Source organism: Nostoc sp. DedQUE08, from assembly GCF_034530895.1.
GTDB lineage: Bacteria > Cyanobacteriota > Cyanobacteriia > Cyanobacteriales > Nostocaceae > Nostoc.
Genome location: NZ_JAVRCD010000039.1, coordinates 58,744 through 83,677, shown reverse-complemented (window position 1 = coordinate 83,677; position 24,934 = coordinate 58,744). Strand labels below are relative to the sequence as shown.

19 protein-coding genes are annotated in these 24,934 nt (G+C 40.7%); 3 read left to right on the top strand and 16 right to left on the bottom strand.

The genetic code is table 11. From position 1 onward, the window contains the following. Nucleotides 1-298 precede the first annotated feature (298 nt). Complete coding sequence (locus RMY64_RS23725; protein WP_322701290.1) at nt 299-2,443, bottom strand: peptidase domain-containing ABC transporter; 2,145 nt, start codon at nt 2,441-2,443, stop codon at nt 299-301. 579 nt (nt 2,444-3,022) lie between these two features. After that, nucleotides 3,023-3,220 (bottom strand): hypothetical protein, encoded by a 198-nt coding sequence (locus RMY64_RS23720; RefSeq protein WP_322701289.1) that lies wholly within the window; start codon nt 3,218-3,220, stop codon nt 3,023-3,025. Between the two features lie 1,172 nt (nt 3,221-4,392). Here RMY64_RS23720 and RMY64_RS23715 point away from each other — a divergent pair. After that, the gene (locus RMY64_RS23715) at nt 4,393-5,724 is read left to right on the top strand and encodes an HlyD family efflux transporter periplasmic adaptor subunit (protein WP_322701288.1); all 1,332 of its coding nucleotides are present in this window, start codon (nt 4,393-4,395) and stop codon (nt 5,722-5,724) included. 222 nt (nt 5,725-5,946) lie between these two features. On the opposite strand, the gene RMY64_RS23710 is transcribed toward RMY64_RS23715, so the two are convergent. The 5 genes from RMY64_RS23710 to RMY64_RS23690 all read right to left on the bottom strand — a co-directional run bounded on the left by RMY64_RS23710 (nt 5,947) and on the right by RMY64_RS23690 (nt 12,626). Continuing rightward, nucleotides 5,947-7,662: an alpha/beta hydrolase gene (locus RMY64_RS23710; protein WP_322701287.1), complete on the bottom strand. Its 1,716-nt coding sequence runs from the start codon at nt 7,660-7,662 to the stop codon at nt 5,947-5,949. A gap of 460 nt (nt 7,663-8,122) precedes the next feature. Continuing rightward, nucleotides 8,123-9,037, bottom strand: coding sequence for an ion channel (locus tag RMY64_RS23705; RefSeq protein WP_322675631.1), 915 nt, complete (start codon nt 9,035-9,037; stop codon nt 8,123-8,125). 181 nt (nt 9,038-9,218) lie between these two features. Further along, a complete protein-coding gene (locus RMY64_RS23700; RefSeq protein WP_322701286.1) occupies nt 9,219-10,094 on the bottom strand; it encodes a YsnF/AvaK domain-containing protein in 876 nt (291 codons plus the stop codon). A 384-nt stretch (nt 10,095-10,478) separates the two neighbouring features. Beyond that, on the bottom strand, nt 10,479-11,384 hold the full coding sequence (locus RMY64_RS23695) for a DUF2382 domain-containing protein (RefSeq protein ID WP_322684786.1): 906 nt from the start codon (nt 11,382-11,384) through the stop codon (nt 10,479-10,481). A gap of 429 nt (nt 11,385-11,813) precedes the next feature. Beyond that, nucleotides 11,814-12,626, bottom strand: a complete 813-nt coding sequence (locus RMY64_RS23690; RefSeq protein WP_322672186.1) for a DUF2382 domain-containing protein — start codon at nt 12,624-12,626, stop codon at nt 11,814-11,816. Between the two features lie 296 nt (nt 12,627-12,922). Here RMY64_RS23690 and RMY64_RS23685 point away from each other — a divergent pair, with 296 nt between their 5' ends. Then, nucleotides 12,923-13,657: a DUF1995 family protein gene (locus RMY64_RS23685; RefSeq protein WP_322701285.1), complete on the top strand. Its 735-nt coding sequence runs from the start codon at nt 12,923-12,925 to the stop codon at nt 13,655-13,657. A 185-nt stretch (nt 13,658-13,842) separates the two neighbouring features. Here RMY64_RS23685 and RMY64_RS23680 read toward each other — a convergent pair whose 3' ends face one another. From RMY64_RS23680 to RMY64_RS23665, 4 genes are all read right to left on the bottom strand, one after another. Further along, the gene (locus RMY64_RS23680; protein ID WP_322672188.1) at nt 13,843-14,178 is read right to left on the bottom strand and encodes a XisI protein; all 336 of its coding nucleotides are present in this window, start codon (nt 14,176-14,178) and stop codon (nt 13,843-13,845) included. Beyond that, complete coding sequence (locus RMY64_RS23675) at nt 14,166-14,291, bottom strand: element excision factor XisH family protein (RefSeq protein WP_322701284.1); 126 nt, start codon at nt 14,289-14,291, stop codon at nt 14,166-14,168. Before RMY64_RS23675 ends, RMY64_RS23680 begins: the two co-directional genes overlap by 13 nt. 90 nt (nt 14,292-14,381) lie before the next feature. Beyond that, nucleotides 14,382-15,299 (bottom strand): hypothetical protein, encoded by a 918-nt coding sequence (locus RMY64_RS23670; RefSeq protein WP_322701283.1) that lies wholly within the window; start codon nt 15,297-15,299, stop codon nt 14,382-14,384. 265 nt (nt 15,300-15,564) lie between these two features. Further along, a complete protein-coding gene (locus RMY64_RS23665) occupies nt 15,565-18,585 on the bottom strand; it encodes a zinc-dependent metalloprotease (RefSeq protein ID WP_322701282.1) in 3,021 nt (1,006 codons plus the stop codon). 544 nt (nt 18,586-19,129) lie between these two features. On the opposite strand from RMY64_RS23665, the gene RMY64_RS23660 reads away from it, so the two are divergent. Beyond that, nucleotides 19,130-20,899, top strand: coding sequence for a pentapeptide repeat-containing protein (locus RMY64_RS23660; RefSeq protein WP_322701281.1), 1,770 nt, complete (start codon nt 19,130-19,132; stop codon nt 20,897-20,899). 180 nt (nt 20,900-21,079) lie between these two features. Here RMY64_RS23660 and RMY64_RS23655 read toward each other — a convergent pair whose 3' ends face one another. The 5 genes from RMY64_RS23655 to nuoH all read right to left on the bottom strand — a co-directional run bounded on the left by RMY64_RS23655 (nt 21,080) and on the right by nuoH (nt 24,904). After that, on the bottom strand, nt 21,080-22,000 hold the full coding sequence (locus RMY64_RS23655; protein WP_322672192.1) for an NAD(+) kinase: 921 nt from the start codon (nt 21,998-22,000) through the stop codon (nt 21,080-21,082). A 6-nt stretch (nt 22,001-22,006) separates the two neighbouring features. Next, nucleotides 22,007-22,312 (bottom strand): NADH-quinone oxidoreductase subunit NuoK, encoded by a 306-nt coding sequence (nuoK, locus tag RMY64_RS23650; RefSeq protein ID WP_006199065.1) that lies wholly within the window; start codon nt 22,310-22,312, stop codon nt 22,007-22,009. A gap of 60 nt (nt 22,313-22,372) precedes the next feature. After that, nucleotides 22,373-22,987 (bottom strand): NADH-quinone oxidoreductase subunit J, encoded by a 615-nt coding sequence (locus RMY64_RS23645; protein ID WP_322672193.1) that lies wholly within the window; start codon nt 22,985-22,987, stop codon nt 22,373-22,375. A 111-nt stretch (nt 22,988-23,098) separates the two neighbouring features. Next, on the bottom strand, nt 23,099-23,683 hold the full coding sequence (gene ndhI / locus RMY64_RS23640) for an NAD(P)H-quinone oxidoreductase subunit I (protein ID WP_229462911.1): 585 nt from the start codon (nt 23,681-23,683) through the stop codon (nt 23,099-23,101). Nucleotides 23,684-23,785: 102 nt separating this feature from the next. Next, nucleotides 23,786-24,904 (bottom strand): NADH-quinone oxidoreductase subunit NuoH, encoded by a 1,119-nt coding sequence (gene nuoH, locus RMY64_RS23635; RefSeq protein ID WP_322695654.1) that lies wholly within the window; start codon nt 24,902-24,904, stop codon nt 23,786-23,788. Nucleotides 24,905-24,934 lie beyond the last annotated feature (30 nt).

The following is a 24,934-nucleotide window of genomic DNA, read 5'->3' as shown; positions in this document are numbered from 1 at the left end:
GTGTTGAGGTACTCCAAAGTCGTGTTGAGGTACTTCAAAGTCGTTTTGAGGTACTCCAAAGTCGTTTTGAGGTACTTCAAAGTCGTTTTGAGGTACTTCAAAGTCGTTTTGAGGTACTTCAAACTTTGTCGCAGCGCGATAGAGTACACAGGTGCGTAGGCGTAGCTTGAGTTTTAAAACAGTCGCTACACATTTCTATTTTTTAGGCAAAACCTACCCAGTATTGACACCACTCTCTATTCCCCGTCTAAGTTGTGGTCTAAATGCCTGAAAAATGCTATAAAGTCCATCAGCTTAATTAAGGAGTTAAAAAGTCTAAATGGTTTCCTGGTTGGGCACGCAAATCTTCCACAGTTCCCTGAATTTGTAATTTGCCTTGATTTAATAGCACAATCCAATCAGCACGGGCAATTACTCTCGGACGGTGGCTAATCAGAATCGTAGTTTTCCCTTGGCGATGCAACAACAGCTGATTCAAAACTTTAACTTCACTAACAGGATCGAGTCCGGCCGTTGATTCATCTAAAATTAGGACTGGTGGATCGTTGATGATGGCTCTTGCTATAGCTAATCTTTGCCGTTGTCCACCAGAAATATTTGAGCCAAATTCACCTAATACAGTTTGATATTTTTCAGGTAGTTTACTAATAAAATCGTCTGCCTCAGCAATTTGGCAAGCATCGACAATTTGCTCAAAAGTGACGTGAGGAGAACCTAACCGAAAATTATCAATAATAGAGCGACTCCAAAAATGAGCATCTTGCGGAACCAGAACTACTTGTTGTCGCAAACAATCAAGGGCTAAATCTTGTAGATTATAAATACCAATGCGAATGTTACCAGAATTAGGCAAGTATAAACCTGCAATCAGTTTAGCAAGAGAACTTTTCCCACAGCCAGATGTACCAATTAGAGCAATAACTTTACCGCCAGGAATAGTTAGGGAGAAATCTTGCAGTAACTCTAGCCTCCCAGGATAGTGAAAGTTGAGATTTGTGCAAATAATATCAGCCTTGCTAGGAATCTTCGTAAAAGGTTTTTTAGTATCGCCTTGATTTTCAGGTGTGGAATCGATAACTTCTGTTAAGCGCTGCGTAGCAGTTTTTGCACGAGTGAATTCATCTATAAAGTTGAGCATAGTACTAATGAATGCTAAAAAATTACCATTCATACCGTTAAATGCTAGCAGTTGACCGATGCTGAGTTCCTTGTTAATAACCAGAATGCTGCCGAAACCAATCAGACTAATGCTGCCAATACTAGAAACTAAACTAGAAAAGATACCGTTAATAATTCCAATCTGAACTGTGCGAAATGTTTGATTTGCTAAACGACCAAATCGGTTCTGAAATTCTTCCCAAAACTGGGGAGCGGCGGTAGTAGTTTTGAGTGTCAGAGCGCCTTTAAAGCTTTCAACAAGAACACCTTGGTTTTCTGCATCTAAGACTAAGACACTTCTGATTTTTTGTTGAAGTGTGGGCAGAAAAACAATAGTAGACAAACTCATTATAATCGCAATAATCACACCAACTAAGGTAAGTTTCCAGCTATAGAACAGCATGAAACTTAAAGAAACTGCTGCAATCAATAATTGGCTTGGTAAACTAATAATTGCTTGAGAAATTAATTGATTAATTTGTTGAATATCTTGCAATCTGCTGACAATCTCGCCACTGCGACGCGATTCATAGTAAGTCAAAGGCAACCGCAGGATTGTCCTGGCAAATTCTAAAATTAATCCTAACTCCAGCCGTTGGGCAAAATGGGCAATTAGGTTATATTGAACTAGTTTTAAACTACTTGACACAAGATTCATCACCACAACGGCAATAATTACAGCAGCAAGAAGCTGGGTGTCACCCCGAACTAGTACATCATCCGTCAGAATTTGGATTAGGAATGGAGAAGTTAATGAAAGCAGACCAATAAGTAGGGAACACAAAAAAGCCTCGAATAGTATGCCTTGATAAGGTAATACACGCCGCATAAAGCGCCCAAAGCCGTCTATTTTATCATCAGGTTGAGCATAAAAGCGAACCGAATCTGGCTCTAGTAAAAGCATCACTTTGTCTGACCAAGCATCCGTTAATTCTTTTTTAGAGACATAACGGATATTAACGGCTGGGTCAGCAACTATATATTTCTTACCTTTTTGACCATACAAAACAACCCAGTGAGTGCCTTTCCAGTGAATAATTGCCGGTAATGGCGCTTGGTTCATCCGGTCTAATATTTCATTAGATGCTCTAACAGAGCGTGCATTAAAACCAAGTGCCTCGGCTCCCCGCCTCAATCCCAACAATGTTGTTCCTAATTGACCAGTGCCTACCGCTTCCCGGATGTGATTTAGTGTAAAGTTGCGCTGATAATGTTTGGCAATGGAAGCAAGACAAGCCGCTCCACAATCTTCTTCACTATGTTGTGTAACAACTTGGTATTTCATTTCGCACTCCAGTATTTATATCGTGATAAAACCAAAAAAATAGCAGGGTCTTATCCCTGCATGGTTAAAAATTTAGCCCATAGTTTAGTCGCACTTTGGTTTTAATACTTAGATAAAATATCGTATTTTGATGATCGGAGGGCTGTAACCATTAACTCATGTTAGTTATCTTAAATTCACTTTGTTAAATAAAAGTTGATACAAACTGTATTAATTTTTACTATCTTTACCTGTCTTTAAGATCGATCAATGGTTATGGATATTGTGAGCGAAAAGCCTATGTAAAGTGTTATTGATAATTACCACTAGCAATTATCAATAACACTTTGTTAACTTTTTTAAAGAAAAGTAGATGGGTAGGAATAAACGTATGTTAGGATGACTGCCATAAAGAAACAGCTAATGGCTACTAGGATTAGGTCGATTAGCAATCAAGCCACACGCAAAATTAATTTAACCTGCGTCAACAGTGTAAATTACTTGAAACGTGAACTTTTACCCTGAGTAGAGACACGTTAATCGTGTCTTTACGTTTATTATTTCCCTTCTACTGAACTTCATAACTTGACAGAAGTGTGATTAATCATTAATAGTGGCGGTGATTGTGCCGGTTGCATCTGAACTTATATAGCCACTGTTATCGAAATCATCGTCAACGTCGATATCGACTCTGCCCTTGTTTTTTACAACTTGCTTAATTTTGATGACGTTCTTACCACCACCAGAGAGATTGGCTTCTTCAATAGCGGTTAATTCGGTAAAGAGTGTGCTTTGCATGATTTTAGTTCTCACTTGATTGTTGGGATTTAGTAACATCACACTAAATTCATCAATGCAAACAGCGCATTTATGAATGTTTTTGTGTTGTTAAGGAAATTATATGGGTGAAACTAGTGTAATAAAACAACTATTTCCTTAAGAAATATGTATTACAAGCTCTTAACAAACATACTACTTGGCTAATATTTATACTATTTTCACTGTTTTCTGAAAAAACCATGAATTTTATTCTCTTTAAATAGATAAATATTCTGGATTTAATTATATGGCAAAAATATATATGCGTATAAAGATTTTTTGAACAATAATGTCTAATTTAAGACTAAAATAGACAAGATAATTAACGTATTAATACTGTTATTGAGGCACAAAACCTTAAGTAAAGAGTATCAAATCAGTTAAATAGTATTTTGTTATACAAAATCATAAAAAAGCAAATTTGGAGAACTCCAAAAATTTTACTTAATTTTAAAATTTACGTATTATCACGTAAGTATTCTCTTGTGTTTATTTTGCTTATACAGATACTATTGAAAATAGTATAAAAAATTGTGATAACAACGGTTTTAAACTAGCTTAACTACTTATTAATTAGAAGAGAAAAGAAAAGTTTTTCTCTTTATTATAAAAATTCTTACAAGTAAATAAAGAAAAGGTAAAATTTTAAAAGAAAATTATAAAGATTTGGTCTTTTTACTAAAAGGCACTAATTGTTATATAGACTTAGGCTATGGATTACTTTTTAGCTATTGCTGATGCAGAAACCTCTAAGACAAGCGGCTTATCTTCTCCCAAGGGAAGAGGCTAAGAAGACTAAGCTTTCAGAGGATGTTTGAAAAGTCGCAAAGTATACTAGAAAACCCTTTCCAAACCTCTCGCAAGAGGTCAAGAGGCTTTGAAATCCTCCTTTTTCTTCTAGAAAAGGGGGTTAGGGACGTTAGATATCTAAGGCTTGAAAGTTAGCAATAATACTTTTCAAACAACCTCTCAGAGTGAGAAAGGAGGCTCCTAACTTGAAAATGCTCGTTCAATAAATATCTATATATATAGATGTAATGTCGCTCCGCATTTTCATAGTTGGTAGTGTACGAAGTTCATAACGATTACCTTCTTACACTAACTAGCTATTTGCTAGATTGTTTGTACAACCAAAATGTTTTTTAACTTCTATGCTGATTGACCCCCAACCGGACTTTCTCCGCCCAGTTGAAAGCGACGAATATCTTCCTCCGATTAGCAGTTGGACATGGCTGGGAGGGATATTTTTAATAGGAAGTGTTGGCGCTGCCTTCGGTCTTGCAAGTGTCATTCAATACAATATAGTCGTGAGAGCGGATGGTACTGTCCGTCCAACGGGGGAAATACGGTTAGTGCAAGCAGCAGTGGAGGGAACAGTTAGAAGCATTAGGGTGAAAGAAAATCAAGTTGTGAAAAGGGGAGATGAGATTGCACTGCTCTACGACGCCCAATTACAAAGTAAAAAAAGCCAAATTGCCGGCAATATTCGGCAGAATCATTTACAAAGAACCCAAATCGATGCACAACTAAGAGCGCTACAGACTCAAATCACAGCTGAATCCAATTCGATGGGACAGGCGATTATCTCCGCGCAAGCCGATCTTAGTCGTAATCAACGGGATTATGGAGACAAGCGAATTACCAGTAAGGCAGAAGTGGATGAAGTAGAAGCCTCTGTGGAGTTAGCAAGGGAAGAACTGAAGCGGTATCAGCAGTTAGCAGAGACTGGAGCGATCGCAGCTTTACAGATTAAGGAAAAAGAACAAGCTTTTAAGGCTGCACTTGCCAGATTAGAACGGATCAAAACTGGACTCAATCCCACTAGCGCAAATGTGGAGATCGCCCAAGAACGCATTGCCCAAGAACGGGCAAAGGGTGAGTCTATGCTGGCGGCATTGAACAAAGAAAAACAAGAACTTATTGGGCGTCAAGTAGAAATTCAAAATCAAATCAGCAGCGCTCAAGAAGAGCTAAAACAACTCTCAACAGAACTGCAAAAAACTGTAATTCAGGCTTCAGAGGCAGGTACTATCCTGAAACTAGAATTAAGGAATCCTGGGCAAGTTGTTCGCGCAGGGGATGCGATCGCTCAAATTGCTCCTAGTAAAGCACCTCTGGTCATCAAAGCCCGTGTTGCCGCTTCTGATATTAGCAAAGTACAGGTGTGTAAAGTCGTACAAGTAACAAAATGTTCACAAGGGGAAGTACAAATGCGGCTTTCTGCCTATCCCTACCCAGATTACGGCATCCTCAAAGGAGCTGTTAGAGCCATAACCGCCGACGCTATTACATCTCAAGTTAACGGCAATCCAATTGCACCTTACTATGAGGTGACAATTGAGGCAGAGAGACCTTATTTAAAAAAGGGCGATAAATCCTATCCCATTCAATCGGGGATGGAAGTTACAGCTGATATCATTTCCAAAAAAGAAACCGTAATGACATTTATTTTGAGAAAAGCAAGGTTGCTAACAGATTTGTAGGCTTTTTCTTGTATTCCACGCCATTGAGAACCACTTAGGATTTACGCATTAGACCTCTTGCACGAATGTAAAACTAGCCCTCATTCCCCAACCCCTTCTCTCAAGTGTGGGAAAAGGGGAGCCAATTTTAAAGTCCATTTCAAAGTCCCTCTCCTTTGGGAGAGGGATTTAGGGTGAGGGCTTTTGATCCCTCCAACCCCCTGCAAAACCAACAGGGCTATTTCATTGTCTCAAAGGTTGATAAGTGGTGGAAGTAGATTGAGGATTTGATGGTTTGGTAGACTGGGGAGTTGACCCACTCCAAACTCGATCGAACTGAGCTACCGACAACGACTGTAAAATACTAAGATTAAGCGGCTCTTTGCTGATAAATGTGGCGTAGGAAGGCTGCAAATAGGAACGGTATTCAGGACGGTTAAGGAGATGGGTTTCTAAAAAAGCGACGCTGAGGGCGTTGAGATAAGAATAAACAGCAGCACGATCGGGGCCCAGTAAGGCAGGTGGTACAGGTAAGACATCGTTTTGAGGAGTAGGTTCAGCGATCGCTGAAAAGTGAGTGGCATTTTCAATCAAAGCCAGGTACTTATTGGAGTCAGAAAGCCAGGTAAAGGGGCGAATTTGCTCAGATACGGGTGGTGCGAAAACATCTTGACTACCTGCTACCAGCATGATGGGAATTTTAATTTGACTGATTCCTCCCTGACCTAAAACTGAACTGTCAATGGGATTAATTGCAACGATCGCCTTGATGCGATCGTCTTTGAGTTCGTAATTCTTTGGAGGTAAATCGTTTGCTTGACACTGCAAAAACACCGACAAATTAAAGGATGAATTATCGGGATTGCAATCTTGCCTGAGTTGCTCAAAGTTAATATTGGCTCCTGCTAAAGTCAAAACAGTATAACCACCAAAAGACTGACCGATCGCCCCAACTTGTTGAAAATTGAGTTTTCCTTGGAGGGTAGGATCGGATTTATCTAAACGCTGTAATTCATTTAGTAGATATTTGATATCCAAAGGTCGGTTGATAAATTCTGCTGCATCTGGAGGCCCTGCCAAACCTGCAAAATATTGTTGAAAGCGTTCGGCATTACTACCAGGGTGTTCCAGTACAGCAACAGCAAAACCATAGGATGCTAGATGTTCAGCCAGGTAGACAAAGGTAGAGCGATCTGAAGCCAGTCCGTGAGAAATTACAATCAGGGGAAAGGGTGGTGAGAGTAAATCTCCAGTTTTTTGTGAACCTGCTGATGGCAAATAGATATCTACAGGTAGACGGCGCGAACGAGAAATGTCATTTAACTCTAGGCTTTTTTTCTGCCAGGTGAATTTTCCTGGCGATCGCAAATCTGGTTTTTGGGAGAAATCAATTTTTGAAGTGGCTGCTTGAGCGAGCGCTTCTTTTTGCAGAGAGGCAAAAACTTCATCCTTTTTTTTAATCAATTGAGACAAGTCATCGACTATCCTTAATCCCTCTGTGAAATTTACCCGGATAGTATCGCTAGGAAATTTCCGCAGTAAATTCACCACTGTTAACCCCTCTTTCTGATCGGCAGCAGACAAAATTAAAGAGGCACGTATGGCATAGAAGCCATTCTTTCGAGACTCAGTGAGCAGTAATTTTCCCAGTTGTTGCACCAACTGCTCGCCTATCGGTGAGTAGGTAACTTGAGATACTAGTGTAGGAGTGAGATTAAAGCGCTGCTGGAGTAGATCCCGCAGTTGGGCAAGTTGTTCAGGAGTTGCACGGCTAGCATAAAATGACAAATCTTGATCGATTTTGCCTTCTTTCGCAAAGGTTTCCAGCGAGTCTACGGATAAAGAAAATTCGCCGAAGGGAGGATAGTAAAAGCTAATGCGTTCAGCTCCCAATCCGGGAGTAGCAGTCAAGAACGTAGATAGCAAACCTAAACCCAGATATCTCAAAAATTTTTTCATTAGAAAAACCCACTATCTAACCCTGCTTAAACTTGTTTGGACAGGGAGGAAAGCGGGGCGGGATCTATAACCGCTTTCCTGTTGAATTGGTTTAGATATATCAAACAGGCTACAAGCACAATAAAGCAAGTACTTACGATAAATTTGACAGGAGTTTTGAACAATCAAAATACATGAGTAGCAAATTTTTCAGTCAAATAGCATCAGTAGCGCGATAATAGATATAGAGATCAAAATTAAGTTATATGTCCTTTGCTTCCTGCGCCTGTTGTGTTGTCGTCCTCAACCAACAACAAGAGCAAAATATCTCCCACCAAAACCAGTGCCAGGATGTGCCAGTTAACGACAGTAAGAGCACGGTTAAAAGTTGTACTGTAATTGAAAATGGCCGGGTGGTCGTTAAACCCTTACACCCACCACTCAATCAGACTTCGGAGTAACTTTCAGAAATTTCCCTCCTTCACTCTAAAGGTAAAACATCGTGGAAGCGGTTGTAATCAATGTAGCGATGTCCATCGGGTGTGTGGTAAAAGATATCGACAAATTGATTGTTCCACAAAATCTCGTTAGCACCATAGCTATGACGGGCATGAACAACCTGGGCAACCGTTTCATCAATGCCACTCAAAGAGACAATCAGCATAGTATTTGTCTGGGTTAACGATTCTGGTGTCATCCCATACAAAGGACTAAACTCATCAATGACATGCATCACTGACCAGCTTAACGTGAAGCTAGGTGTTTGGTTCCTCATCAGTTTAAGATCGTGGAACCGACGTATGAACTGTCCTTCTAGGGTTACTTCGTCGCGCATCAAGTAGACTCGCATCTGCGCTTCCAGAATCGTATTGCGACGCTTATTAGCGCTGCGAAATATCAGAGTCGGCATCGCATTATGAGCTGTAATGACAGCAACACGGCTAAAGAGTACACGGGCTGTAGGTCGAGAGAACCGAGCAAAGGCTAGTCCTGTCATCACAGCAATTCCCACCAAACCGATCATTGCTTCAATAGTGACAATAATGTTGGCGTAAGTTGTTTTCGGATACATTGCCCCATAGCCGATAGAAGCTAGGGTTTGGACGCTAAAGAAAAAGACATCTAAAAAAGAGCCAGGTTGGGCGTTGGCAATACAATCTCCTCCGATCAAGTAAGCTAGGGCAAATAGAGCATTAATCGTTATATAGAAAGTACAAATTAGCAGCAGAAAGCCAATCCAAGGAATCGTTAACAGCAGATGATAGGGATCGCGCCAGTAGGAATGCCATGCACCCATACCTATAATTTCAAATTTTCCATCTTGAACTTGAATCTTAATCGGTGGGATCGAACGCTGTCGTTTCTTGGGTGAAAGTCTCTTCAGTCGAAATTTCATTGCAAGTAGCCAAAAGAACGGCAACTACTTAGTATTGTAAATTAAGTTGCTTTAGAGACATTCACTCTAGACAATTAGGTAGTGGAAATTTAGACTTTCTTTTCTTAAATCAGCAAAAAAATAGGGTGTGCAATGCCCACCCTACTAATTTATCTGCTAGAAACTTATGAAAAACTTGTTATTATGGCTTTAGTGATTGACCTTTAGAACAGCGGTCAAACCACTCCTGGTATTTTTTCTGGTGCGATTCATCTTCAACTGCAATGGTAACACGCACCTGCTTGCAACCGTTATTTCGCTCTAGTGCGATCGCATTCAATAATAAATTAGCAATTTTAGGTGAGCTAAACTCGCCGCTTACCGTTAAACCGTTGTCATGTGTAACTTCAAGTCTTTCTACTTCGGTCAAATCAACGCTAGATATTTCTCCTTGTCCTAAATCAATTTCTGCGAGTTGTTTGTGTTCTGGGCTTATTTGTTCCACAATCAGCTTTTCACGCCGGACAGGAACTTGTACAATCCGAGTTTCAATTACTTTGCGAACAATTACCTCACCAACTTTACGCTTACTGCTTTCAACAACTAGTCGTTCTTCTATTAGACGAATAATTTGTTCTTCAGGAATCTGTTCTAAATTATTTAATGACTCAACTGGGCTATTTGTCGTTTGATTGTTAGCTACTTGCTCACTTGAGTTAAAATCGCCTGGTGTTTCTGATTCTAAATATTCAGGCATATATTCAATTTCTGATTTGTTTAAGTCTATGAAAACAGATTGAGTCGGCTTGTCTATTTTTTTTATTCTCTGGCTCTGCAACTGAAATAAAGAAGGATGTTTATCAGCTAACTGCTGGCTAGATTCAGCAGTTTTTTGATTAGCCTGGTTCGATATAACGAGGTTTAGCCGACGATTACCATCCACAATTAAATCATGAACTACTCCTACTTGCTGACCTTGATTATCAAATACAGCAAAATTGTTCACCTTCTTTCTTAAATCTGCCAGCGAGGAGATAGTGCGAGAATTACCCTTTGCCTGTAAAGTGTTTTTTGCCATAGTTTGGCTATTCATCTGGAAAATTTACTAACTGCTTTCTAATTAACTAAATTAAATGTATTAATCATCTGGATACCATTTAGAAAGTATTTGCGATCGATGGATTTATCCAACTCATATCCAGAGTAATATTTGCAATCAAAAATCCTAAGTAGTATCAATACTTTTCGCTTAAGCGGGAAAGGGGAAAGGTGACGATTTTAATTTACCTTTACCCCTTTCCCTTTAACCTTTCCCCAGACCAAAAGAGAGATTGTTAGGTTTATCCGAAAAGTATTATAAGTGGTATCAGCGTAAGGACAGGTAAAGCCAATTCAACTGCTTCACCTGTACTGTGTAGAATTAATTATTAGTCATTAGCTAGTAACTAATGACTATCTATAGTTAGCGTTCTTCAATCGGAAGATTACCAGAATTCACATCTAACTCTTCGCGACGCACAGTTTCTTGAGTTTCAACTGTGTCTTGATCGACCACTTTTCTAACTCTGACTTCTTCACGCAAAAATGCTTCTTTGCGAACATCAGGAGTTTCTTCATGGATTTCAATGCGAGCAACTTCGCCTTCACGGAAGTCTGCTTCGCGCCCAGAAACAGCCGTACCCGCATCTGCTGGAGTTACACGTTCAATAACGACTCGTTCTCTTTCTACTGGCACTGCAATCCGTGCGGTATCAGTTTCAACATGCTTGCCAATCGTTACTTCTCCAGTTTTTTGGCGTCGTTTGCTGGCAATTAGCCGTTCTTCGTACAATCTCAGAGTTTGATGATCTTGCTCGTTTAAACCGTATAAAGCAGGCTCATTTTCGTAAGTGTAGCTATCACGGGCATAAGTGGGAGTTGTACCCAATGGTGCTACAGGCGTTCCTAAAGGATCTAATCCTGCTAAAGGCTCTAATGGTGTTGCAGCTTCTACACGAGGGTTGTAGTCTGTGGGTTGGCGATATACCCCACGCACCCGTTCTTCATAGTCGTAATCAAGGGTTTGACGTTCGTCGAACTCAGGCAAATCTTCAGCTTGCTCTCTAGTCAAACCAATTGTGTAAACGCGATCGACGTTATAGTCGATACGGGCGCGGGCAATTGGTAGTAATACTTTTTTACCAAAAATCCAGAAGCCTAAGTCAACAACTAGATAGCGAAAATGACCTTCTTCATCAACTAAAACATCGCTCACAGTACCAACTTTTTCATCAGTTCCCTGTGTATAGACACCCAGCCCTTTCAGGTCATGACCATCAAAACTCTCTTGATAGCTAGGCTCAAAATCTTCTAATTTGTAAAGAACCATTATGTTTAACCTCAAATATTTTTTTGTCATCTCTTAATGACTAAAGTAGACATTTATTTATTTTTGTACATCCTTCTGCCGAATGAATTATTTCCATAGTTAAATAATCGAAAGTTATAGATAATTTTGAGCGATATGGCTAACTAGAGACATGAAATTAGGAGCATCTCACTTGACTATTGTAAAGATATGTCTATTTTAAATGCAAAGTTTTGTATTTTGTATCTTGTATCTGTAGATAATTTCTCAAAATATAATTTTTTGAATGTTAAGATTGCCTACTTTTGAGAAAGTTGAGAATCTGGTTATTGAATAAAAAATACAGGCAAAGATAAAATTAACTTTGCCTGTATGATAATTTTTAGAGAAATCTATCAAACAAATTTCTAAACCAGCTAATTAAATAGCTTTATATGCAGTAACACCAGATTATTGCACATCTAAATTACCCGCAGTATCAATATCTAATTCTTCTCGACGAATGGTGTCTTGTGCTTCCACAATGTCCTGCTCTACTATTTTTTTCACCCGGACTTCTTCACGCACAAACGCTTCTTTCTGTATCTCAGGCGTTTCTTCGTACACTTCTATGCGTGCTACTTCTCCTTCTTGAAACTTAAGTTCATTGGGATTTACAACCTTTCCTGCTTCTGTTGGCGTAACTCGCTCAATCAAAACTCGTTCTTTTTGAACGGGTACTGTAACGCTTACAGTTTCTGTTTCAATATGCTTACCAACCGTTACTTCTCCGGTTTTGATGCGTTGTTTATTGGCAATTAATCGTTCTTCATAGAGTTTAAAAGTTTGATGAGATTGCTCATTCAACCCATAGAAATCGGGATTTTCTTGGTAATTGTATGTATCGCGATCGGAAGTCACACCGCTAGTTGGAGAACGAAATACACTACGTACCTTTTCTTCGTAATCATTATTAACGATCGCGTCTTCTGTATGATCGGGTAAACCTTCTATTTGCTGTCTGCTTAACCCATCAACATAGACGCGTTTTTCTAGATAACTGATCCGGCAAAGACCAGTTGGTAGTAAGATTTTCTTGCTAACAAAATCTAAGCTTATATCAATAATTAAATAGCGGAAATGACCATCATCATCAACTAAAACGTCAGCAACTGAGCCAACTCTGTCCCCACCCTCAGTATAGAGATCCAACGCTTTGAGATCGTCTCCACCAAAAGTATCTCGATAATTTTGGTCAAAATGTTCAAGTTTATGAAGAGGCATACACTATTCCTAAATTGTTTATAAGGTCTATGTACTAGGGTAAAAAATATTGAGCTAAGTATCCTCCTGCTGGCGACTGAGTTCAATGGAGATATTTGAGGTTGTTTGAAAAGTCTAATTTATTTACTTGCCGCCCTTCTCCTCTCTTCTGTTTCAGAGACGCACTCGCGTTCGAGACGCGCAAGGGACGTAGGAGAGGGGCTGGGGGAGAGGTCAAAATAGCACTCGTCGAACTCACGTTAATTAAGAGCCAATACTGAAACAATGGGAATAGACACTACAGAACCATGCAGATTATGAGTGAACTTCCAAATAGTCTTGAAGATGCGATCGCCCAATCTCGTACAGCCGTTCAAGCTGCCCTTGCAGATGGCTGTACTCGCTTACAAGTTGACTTCCTGTTCCCAGAACTGAAGTTTATGCCAGTGGCGGAACAATTTCTGCCGGCATTTACAGATTATGATTCCCGTTTGAAAATTTTCTTTGCTGACGCTGGGGCTGCGGCCCTAGCCCGACGTGATTGGGTAGATTCCCCATTTCAAATTTTGGATATTGGTACGGGTAGGGCTGCTTCTTTGCAGACAAAAATTCAGCCAGAGGATGAAATTTTCTTATTCATCGCCCCCACATCCGTAGAAGTGCCGCAGTTGGAAAAGCTGTGTGAAGTAATAGGCGATCGCCCTTTAGTCTTGTTAAATCCTCGCTTAGAAGATGCTGGAACCGTGGGTATTGGTTATACAGCGAGAAAAATTCGCGATCGCTTTATCAGTACCATTGAATCCGCGTATTACGTGCGCCCCATAGACGATGAAAGTGCCCTATATCGCTGCTACCCAGGACAATGGGAAGTTTGGCTGGAAAGTGACGGCGAATATCAAAGAATTGCCGAATTACCTACAAAACCATCTGGTGATGATTTGGATCTCATTGTTTTAAAAGGACAACCGCAAACAACAACAGATGCGACACCTGCGAGAAAGCCCAGTGTATTTAAGAGTTTGCAACGATTTTTAAAAGCATTGAGTAGTTAAGATAATGCAGAGGTAGCAGAAGGAAACTTTCTTATCTGCTGCCTCATTTTGAGTTTTTATACATCGCATTCGTTATGCTGAATGGAAAAAACTGAGCAATCCAGATATGTATTGCGTACAGTTTATCAAGGGTGCAACACACGTAGAGCAAATGATATTTTTACAAGTAGTTTAGCAACAAGCCTTTAACTCACAGCATAATCTGTATACTGCCGTATATAAGGCGGGTGAAACCCAACGACAATATCGTGTTTTGGTATTCCCATTGCTGTAAGTTGCTCACCTACATCCTCTTCTGTACCATTCCACTGAATCCAAATTTTGCTGTTTTTGATATCAAAATGCATTACAGGGCCAAAAACCCTACGTCTATTTTGCCAACCAATATATATCAGTTGGTAATGGTCTTGTTCTACGTCAAAAATTGTTTGAGCTTCAATTTCATTATTACAGGAGGCGCGTTGAGCATATTCTGTAAGTAATTGCCGAATACACTCTCGATATTTATCTAAATCTGCCATCGGATAATTTCCTCCGTTTCCACATCATAAACTATCAGATTGATTTGACTTCGCTGGATAATACTTTTAATAAATGGTTTATTTAAAAAATTATTATAAGTGTTTAAAGGCACCGCTAAATACAAAAATAATTACCATTCAATGTATATCACAGTTAGGGGAATCAATGATATTTGACATTTATGCTTTCGGTGATATTTATATTAATCTAAACATTGACCATAATATAGTTTTTTCCCATCATTTTTTGAATGATCTTCATATATACGATAGTAGCAAAACTGGTCATGAGCGCAACCTTTTATTATAGAAGTTCCTTTTGTGCCTATTATTTCTAGACTTATGACCGCCCAATCATCGCCATTTAAATCCATGCTCCAGTAATTTTTTCCTTCAGCTAATGCAACATTTTGAATTTCTCCAATTAGAGATACGATCTCAGAACAAGATTTGATTTTTTCTATCGCCTCTTGATATTTATTAGGAAATTGTTGTGTTCCCCAAAAGTATCTTAATTGATTTGGAATAATTAACCCAGGAGACGGATTGTAATCAGAAGTTTTAAATGTTATCAAAGAGATGAGTATAATTATAAATATTGCAGGAGTAGCATAAAGTAATCTTTTGATTTGACTAATTGGTTTACGAACTTGGAACATACAACCAATGAAAACAAATATAAGAGGAAATGTATAAAAAACTACAGTAGCAAAAATTAGGTTGATTGTGTTTACTATCCAAAGAATTAGTTCAAAAATAACTGCATTTTTAGAAATACCCGTAACTAAGATAAATAGACCAATAGACATGGAAAATAAACCACTAAGAGCTGATTCAATTTGTGTATTTACACTTAATCTTGATATACAACCTATAAATACAAACAAAGCTAAGATTATCGGAGTGTAGTCTTTATTATTATTTTTAGTTATCCAAAGCAAAATTATACTGGAAAATAGTGAAATAAATAAGGCTATGACATAACTAAAGGGATAATCATAAGGCGATAGTAACCAGAATCCGAAAAATTGATTGAGGTTTAGTAGAGTTAATAAAGCAAGAGCTAATAAAAAAGGTATACTCCAAATAAATATTTGGAAAGTCAGAAAAATGGCATTCATAAAATACTTTTTTTCGGTTATATATTACTCTAATTGTTCAATATATTAATGATAAATTTAATAGACAACCGTATTTACTCAGAAGAATATAAAGTTTGACATATATTGACTTCTCGAAATTCAAAAATGTAGCCGCCTCAATTGTAAATTCAATAAGACTTAGCAAAATCCTTTATCCCACAGGATAATCAATATATTTGGCCAAAATCATAGAAGAAAAAGAGGAGTTAGGAATTTTACTATTAACTCCTCACTCTTAACTTTTTTAATTCGCTTGCAACGGCGCATTCAAGACTTTATCGATGCGATCGCGCGTTTCTAATAAGTGCGCTTTGGTATATTCATCCTCGGAATTAACACCCTTGAGCTTCTCATCAAGCTGTTTTAATTTATACCATGCTAAAGTACGAGCATCTTCTGGAACATTTTCTTTTCGCAATACCATACTAGTTAAAATGTCCAAATACTGACGCTGCAAGCCTCGCCGCAAACTGGTAATCTTCATCGGTTTACCTTTTGGTTTGATGACTTCCGTCCAAATATCTGATTGTAAAGTGTCAAATAGTTCTGGTAGAGTCAGTGCTTTTCCTTCGGGAGTTTTGAGTTCAATATCCTTAAGACGAGAGAGGCGATCGCTTGAGAGTAAATCTCGCAACACAGAACCCTGCATTAGTAGCACCAAGTCATGAATGGGAAAATCCAAACGACCAACTTGTGGAGAACTACCCCAATGTCGCCAACGAGAAGGTGCTAATTTATTCAGTAATTCTGGTGAAAAATTGAGGGCATCTTCTGCAAATACATATTTTTGTAGCGTTTCTAAAGCTTGCCGTTGTTCTTCAACGGGTACTGGTACAAATGGTAAACGGTGTTGGGTGACTCCAGAGACTTTCTCAGCAGGTATCTCACTGGGGTGAATGCGATAGAAAGATTGTCCCCCGATGTATTTTGTGGTGTAATATATTTGCTGAAAATAGTTACCCAATACTGTACTAAAACGTTCGCTGACATCGCTGTAACTATCACCAGCCATTGGAAAACGTTTATCCAGACGTTCCCACATCACCCGCGAATTATTTAACTGCCACTGAGAATAAAGTAGTACATTACCGCTGTTATCCCAAGCATCAGCTGTGGGGTCAAGGTCATACACATCTTCATCTGTGGAATAACTCAATTCTGGCTTATAAGATTGTGCAGCAATTTCCTCCAAAATTGGCTTTTCTGCTAGAGGAGTTGATGTTTGAATTGTTGTGTAGCCGTACTTAATTGCCCATTCATCATAAGGCCCCACCATACTCGGAAAATAATCTCCTTGTTTTGTACCTTGAGGGGCAATATTTGGGGGAATATAGTCCATGACAGAAGTTGTCAGACCTTTATTTTTGGTAATTTCCGTATTATTCATCTCCTGTGGTGGTAGCAGCGTACTACCACGGAAGTTATGACGTAAACCAAGAGTATGTCCAACTTCGTGAGCGATGATTAAACGTAAATATTGATTAATATATGCTTTTACCTTGTCTGGAGTAGCCATAGTATCAGGCAGCAGAGACATTGCCAGTGAACCAAAGGCAAACTGGTTAGCAGCTTCCATGCCATAGCATAAATCGTACTCGCCTGCCATTTTCGATAAACGATTCAACAACCCCTGTTGTCCTTGCATCTTCTGGGGGACACCATTGTTTTTCCCATATAAACCATTGGCGCAAAGTAAACGATTTTGCATCAAAGCTGATAAAGTCGTGCGATTTTCTGTTTGGCTGGGTTGGACAATTTTGCGATATTCACCCTTGAGTGCCCGGATAAAGCTAGCATCTACGAGAATGTCTGCATCCAAAATTTCCCCTGTCAATGGGTTAACGCGAGATGGCCCCATTGCAAAGTAGCCATCGACTGTATTAATCCAGCGAATCGTGTTGTAACGAATATCTGCCGGGTCCCAGGTAGCATCATCTGGCATTTGGCGGACTTCAATTGCATCCTTGAATCCGGCTTTGAGAAAGGCTTTGTTCCACATAAGAACGCCTTCTTTCATGGCATCGCGGTATTCTAAGGGTACAGCGTTATCAATCCAGAAAACAATCGGTTTTTTGGGATGAGAAATAACTGCTTTCGGGTCTTGTTTTTCTAAATGCCAGCGATTGATGTAGCGGACAAAAGAATCGCCGCGATCGTCGTCTTTGGATAAATCTTGATAGGCGGTGATGAAATAGCCAACGCGATCGTCAGCAAGGCGCGGTCGATAATCTAGATCGGGTAGTTGGGAGAGACTGTAGTGAACGCGCAGGGTAAAGCCACGGTTGTCAGCTAGCGACCCAAAGTTTGCCGCTTCACTGTTGGATTCAGCACTATCAGAGTAATTCAAAATTGATTCGACTTCTAAGTTTTGAGGAAAGGCTTTAGCAGTACCAAAATAGGACTGGCTGGTGCTTTTTGGAACTCCTAAACCTACAGATAATCCAGCTAAGTCTGTGAGTAACAAATCTTCTAAGTCAATGAGAATAGTTTTGCGTTCTGGATGAATGCTTTTAATGGGAATGGTATAGAGAACAGAATCACTAAACGATCGCGTCAACGATCGCACTTGAGGATCTCCTTCACGAGTGCGAAAATTCACATTGCGGATGACAAAGTGTAATTTATCATCCACCCGTTTGAAATAAAACAAAAAATCTTGCAGAGGCATACCACTGTAAATACCTCGTTCGCCAATTCCCGATTCCAGGGTTGCCGTAGCTAGGTAATTTTTATTAAGTTGTTCTGGCTTAATTTCTAGATAAATCTTATTCTTTTCTTTATTACGATAAAGGGTGAACAACCCCCCAGATTTTTGGGTGTTTTTAATTACTTCGTTAAATGGCTCTAAATCATCCTTTGCTGCTGGTTTTGCGGTAGTACTAGGCTTTACATTTGCTTTCTCTGCGGGGTTTGCAACTTGTAAAAATGGTTGCTGACTTGCTTGTTTTAGGTTTTTTACTATCCAAATAAACGGTTGAGGCTGTGCGTGTTTATTTTGATTAACTACCCAAACTTGATTTGACGGTAGCCTCTGTTTCTGAGGAATATTAATATTATTTGATGATAAGGCTGAGATTTTCGTTGAAGAAGCTTCTGTAGATAACTGACTATTGAACTTCTCTCCACTTCTGACTGTAACCACATTTTCTTCAACAATCTGCTTGGCTGGATCAACATTGTTAACAAACGGTGACTTAGCGCTAGCTGTCGCTATCCCTAAAAATAAACTATGTAACAAAATCATGTAAAAGGTTAATCTGTTCATCGCATTCATTACCTGATAACTATCTCTCGTTATTTTTTAACTTTTGCAAAGCCATATAGCCGCCCTATGGCGATTATCTTAGCTGCTTTATATTAAGCAATAAACTTTCAGCTTAAATTTTAATTGCCATTTTTTAGCTTTGTTGTGCTGTTTTAATGTAGGATTTTTTCTAATAATTGCATCTTCTACAAACAGTAAGTATGATTTTTACATCAGACTAGGAAATTTCTTGGAGAAAAAGTATCACAAATTAGCTAAATCATAGAATTAGTTGAGCTGGGAAAGAATTTTGAAGTTAACACTTCATTTACATTATGTGAGGAAGCTTAAGGCTACTACAGGTGAGCAAGAAGTCGCCATCCAGAAACGCCGTTGGCAAATTCATCAGAAGTAGCCTGCCCTAAATATCGTCAACTCATGATTTTTTTACTATAGTATTTATTTATACTATTGATTATTGGGAATGCAAAGCAAACTGGCATAGAAAAGTTTTTAATTCAGGATTATCAAAAACAGTTATTTAAATGTAACAACGGAAACAAAAATGTCAACATATTTATCTCAAGTTTGGCAGCTGCTGAGAAATTATGTTAGGGGTACAAGCTTACAAGAGATGCCAAAGGCCACATCCCTAGAAACTGAAGCAGTTTTACCTCTAGGAAAAAATATTAAAGAACCAGACAAAAGCGTTAGATTAGCTCAAGATAATTTGCAGGAATATTTATACTCTCCAAGACTGCAAAAAAGCTTAGAAAAATGGACAGTACCAAAGAACAGTTTGACTTCTCAGATGGAGGATCGCACATTGGGCACTTTATCCACTGAGTTTTGCTTTAAAGTATGCGATCGCCAGATGCATGAAGAGATTTATGATTTATTGGGCAATGCTGCCCTGAAACCTGAGATAGTCAAGCAACTAATGGAATTGGTTGTGACTGGTCAAAAAATTCGTCCAGAATTGCTTTTTGGGCGGCTAGAAGATTTTTATCGTCGCTGGTGTCAGGGAGAATTTATCGATGGCACACCAGATGATAACCTGCCTCAGAAAACAAAGTTAAAGCTAGCGGCACAAAATATTGCGATCGGGTTGAGACAGGTAGACATATATACAGGGCTGAACGTACTGATTTTATTACTAGAGTTACACCGTTACGCCCAAGGGCAAGATGAACTCAAACAAAAAATCAAATTCTACCCATCTGCCCAACCGGACACAGACAATTTTTTCACATCCCAACTGCTACGGATTATCAATTATAGCGATGCCCTGGAAATTGGCAACTTTAGCAGTATAGTTGGACAATTCCTCAAAGGCGGCAACTTTAGGGGTGCTTACCTCGGCGATGCCAACCTTACCGGGGCAGACTTTAGCGGTGCCGACCTTAGCCTTGCTTATCTCGGCGATGCCAACTTAACTGGCGTAAACTTTAGCGGTGCCAACCTTAGCGGTGCCAACCTCGGCGATGCCAACCTCAGCGGTGCCAACCTCAGCGGTGCCAATCTCAGCGGTGCCGACCTCAGTAGCACCAACCTCAGTGGTGCTAACCTTAGCTGTGCCAATCTTAACAGCGCTGACCTCAACCGCGCCGACCTTAGCAATACCAACCTTAGCCGCGCCGACCTTAGCCGCGCCGACCTCAACCGCGCCGACCTTAGCAGCACTAACCTCAGCCATGCTGACCTAAATAACGCCATCCTTTTCGGTGCAAATCTGAGTGAAGCCAACCTTAATAGCGTCAGCCTTAGCCATGCCGACCTTTGCCGCGCCGACCTCAGTGGTGCTGATTTGAGTCACGCCATCCTCAACGGTACTAACCTGAGTGACACAATTCTTTTCAGTACCAACCTCAGCAATGCTATCCTGGTTGCCGCAGACCTCAGCTATGCCAAACTTAATGGTGCCAAACTTAACAATGCCAGACTTAACGGTGCAATGTTCTTAGGTGCCGACCTCAGCGGTGTAGACCTGAGTCGGGTGATTCTCAATGAAGCTGACCTTAGCGGTGTGATTCTCAACGACGCCGACCTCAGTGGTGCTGACCTCACCGACGCGATCCTGTTTGGCACAGACTTCAGCTATGCCAACCTTAACAATGCTAACCTCAGTGGTAGTAACCTCAGTGGTGCTATCCTCAACGGCGCGGATCTCAGCCATAGCAACCTCAGTTACGCCATTCTGGGTGGTGCAGACCTTAGCGACGCTAATCTAGAAGAGATGATTTGGGGTAAAAAGCAGCAATGGGAAGGCGTGCGAGGATTAGAAACGGCAGTTAATGTACCGGAGGCGTTGAAGGAAGAACTGGGACTAAATTGAGATGAGCAAGATTTTATACTAAACTTTAAAGAGCCAATACATTTATCTATAGGTATGTATAAGTTTCTCGCCCCCACTAGAAAGCCCCTAGATGAATCCAGGGGCTGGTAATTTTGGTTGCGATCGCATAACAACAATAGGCGATCGCAATCTGCGGTAAATGCACTCTCAAATACTTAATTAATTACGGTGATTATTGCTGTAGTGAACCCTTGTACCAGCCCAAAGCAACTTCTCCCGTAGCGTCTGATAGTAGGAATTGTTCTCGCGCAAAATAATAAATTTAGCCCGACACTCTGCCATCCGCACATCAACACGGTGTCCAGGCCAAATTGAAGTTCCCAAAACCCCATCTGTCCACAGCTTAGTACTCAAATCGTAATCCCCCAAAGGCCAAATACTCACCACAGAACCAGGGGGTAAAACGAGAGGACGACTAGAAAGGCTCATTGCACAAATGGGAGTGATGGTAAGCGCCTCCATACCATCATGCATAATTGGCCCATTCGCAGAAACGGTGTAACCAGTGGAACCTGTGGGAGTGGAAATAATCAACCCGTCCCCAACATATTGATCGACTACCTCACCATCGATTTCCATTTCTAGAATTGAGGTGATCATTCGGTCAGCGGAAGCAGGTTTGACACAGAATTCATTCAAAGCCAGGTAACGTTCGCTCACTGGTTCTAAATTAGATCCATGACCCTCATACACAGCAGCTTGTAACATCATCCGTCGTTGGATAGCATAGCGATCCTCAAACAGCCGATCCCAAACTTTCTCCGTATCCTGAAACTCTTCCACTGACTCAGTTAAAAACCCCAGATGGCCTCCTACATTCACTCCCAGAATTGGGATGCCAGCTGGGGCTAAATGTCTGGCACCAGTTAAAACAGTACCATCGCCACCGAGTACCAAAGCGAGATCGATTGGTTGAGCTGCTGAAGCCAAAAAGACTGGATAGGGGTTGTCTTTCGGCCCGCTAGGCCCCATCAACACATGGCACTCGCGACTTTCTAGTTGTTTAGCACAGATTTCTGCCCATTGTTTACTCCGGGCATCCCGCGCTTTATAAGCAATGATTACCTGCTTGAGTTGCACGCACAATTACCACTTCAGGAGATTAAACTGCTCCATATCGACGGTATCGCGGTTGCGATAAATGGCCAGCACGATCGCTAAACCCACCGCCGCCTCGGCTGCGGCCACGGTAATCACAAATACAGTGAAAACCTGACCCTTAATTAATGTTGAGTCGAGGAAGTTGGAAAATGCCATTAAATTCAGATTAACAGCATTGAGCAGTAATTCAATTGACATCAGCACCCGCACAGCGTTGCGGCTAGTAATTAAACCGTAGATGCCAATGCAGAATAAAGCTGCTGCTAGTAATAAAAAGTACTGGAGTTGCATGAATCTGGGTATCCCTCCTGAAAAAATCTGGCTGTTTATCTGCGGCTCAGGTTGCAAATATTACTCTTTTGTTTCGCTAGTTGTTGATACTAGTTCTCTGGGGCGTTCTTGCAAAGTCAAAACAGTTTGCCCCAGTTTGGATGGTGTCAACAGGTCTGGCAAATACTCGCGGCGTGCCAAAATAATTGCTCCTACCATTGCTATCAGCAGCAAAATGGAAGCTAGTTCAAAAGGTAGTAAAAAGTCAGTGAAGAAATGTTCTCCAATTAAAACTATAGAACTTTCGCCACCTGCCACAGGAGCAGCTGAGTAAGCCCAAGGAGTAGCCAGCACCATCGTACTTAAAAGACCAAACAATCCTACACTGACTACACCCGTAAGTGCTTTCCGCACCCAAGAGTTGGGAAATGCTACAAAATTCTGCCGTTTGTTCACCAACATAATGGCAAACAAAATCAGTACGTTAACCGCCCCAACGTAAATTAGTATTTGTGCAGCCGCAACAAAATCAGCATTTAGCAACAGGTACATTCCCGCTATGCTGATAAACACACCCCCCAGCAAAAAGGCAGAATAGACGATGTTGGAGAACAGCACCACACCAATGGCTGCCCCAATCATCATCACGCCCAGTATGCCAAGTGATACTAACTGTACTCCTTCTGCTAGATTCACTGTTTTTTGTCCTTAGTCAATTGTCATTGGTCATTGGTCATTGGTCATTGGTCATTGGTCATTAGTTATTAGTCAAATAACAAAGGACAAATGACAATGGACAAATGACATTTATTTTTCTGTTTGTTCTACCAAGTCTTCTGGACGCGCACCTGCACGTGGCGCATCTGCGGGCAGTCCATGTGGTTCGAGGACGCCTTTGGGTAGGTAAACTAGTTCGCGCAGTGGTGTCACCATTGGGTCATCTGTTACTTTATACGGCAGACGACCTAGCGCTACGTTGTCATAGTTCAATTCATGGCGATCGTAAGTGGAAAGCTCATATTCTTCTGTCATCGATAGACAGTTAGTGGGGCAAAATTCCACACAATTACCGCAAAAGATACAAACTCCAAAGTCAATGCTGTAGTGGTTGAGTTTTTTCTTTTTGCTGGCTTTGTCGAATTCCCAATCTACTACAGGTAGGTTAATTGGACAAACGCGAACGCAAACTTCGCAAGCGATGCACTTATCAAATTCAAAATGAATCCTACCGCGAAACCGTTCGCCAGGAATTAGTTTTTCGTAAGGGTACTGTACAGTAATTGGACGCCGCCGCATGTGGTCGAAGGTAACAGAAAGACCCTGACCAATGTAACGCGCAGCTTGTACTGTTTCTTTGGCGTAATCGCCAACTTGTTTTAGGAACTTTAGCATTGTGCTTCACTCTCTCTTTTTAAGCTATCAGCGTTATTTGTCCCTTGTCCTTCGTCCTTGGTCTTTTGTCATTAGTCATTTGTGTATGCTAATGACTAATGACTAACCACCAAAAGCGAAGGGAAAGGCTAGTTTCAGGGCGGCGGTTAATAGAAGATTAACCAAACCAACTGGTAACAAAAACTTCCATCCTAAATCTAACAGTTGGTCGATCCGTACCCGTGGCACTGTCCAGCGCAACAGGATGGCGACAAACACTAATAAATAGGCTTTGAACACAGTCATGGTGATACCCAAAGCCGCAGTTACTATCTGGAATACGGGATTTAATTCACTAACTCCCAGCCAACCAGCGATGAGGTTGAGGGGAATAGGAAAGTCCCAACCGCCCAGGTAGAGAATTGCTACTAGTAAGGAAGAAAGGATTAAGTTAACGTATGAACCCAGGTAGAACAGACCAAATTTCATGCCTGAGTATTCAGTCTGATAGCCTGCGACGATTTCTTCTTCCGCTTCGGGTAAGTCAAAGGGTAATCGTTCGCATTCAGCGAGGGCAGCTATCCAAAAGATCAGAAAACCAATTGGTTGTCGCCAAACGTTCCAGCCCAGAATGCCGTAGCCAGACTGCTGATTGACAATATCAACGGTGTCGAGGCTATTAGACATCATAGCGATCGCTAATACCGCCAGCGCCAAAGGAATTTCATAACTAATAGATTGCGCTGCTGCCCGCAAGCCCCCTAAGAGGGAGTATTTGTTATTAGATGCGTAGCCAGCCATCAGCAAGCCAATGGGTTGAATGCTTGACAAGGCAATCCACAAGAATACGCCCATGCCCACATTGCTAATTACGATATTCTGTCCAAAGGGCACAATCAGGAACGACAGAAATACCGGAATTACAACAATAATGGGGCCGAGGGTAAACAGCCAGGGGTCAGACTTGGCTGGTACTATATCTTCTTTAAATACTAGCTTCAGACCATCCGCTACAGGCACCAGCAACCCAAAAGGCCCCTGGTATTCTGGGCCAATTCGCTGCTGTGCGGAGGCAGAAATTTTCCGTTCTAGCCAAGTAGCAACTAATACCCCTACTGTTGCTCCAATCAGCATCAGTATCATTGGCAGTGGCATCCAAATCGCTTTGGCTGTTCCTGCTGGTATACCTAAATCCCGGAGGGATTCAATAAAAGTTCCTTGGAGGTCAATTCCTGAATTCATGTTTGGTGCTCTTTAAGACATAGAGTCATG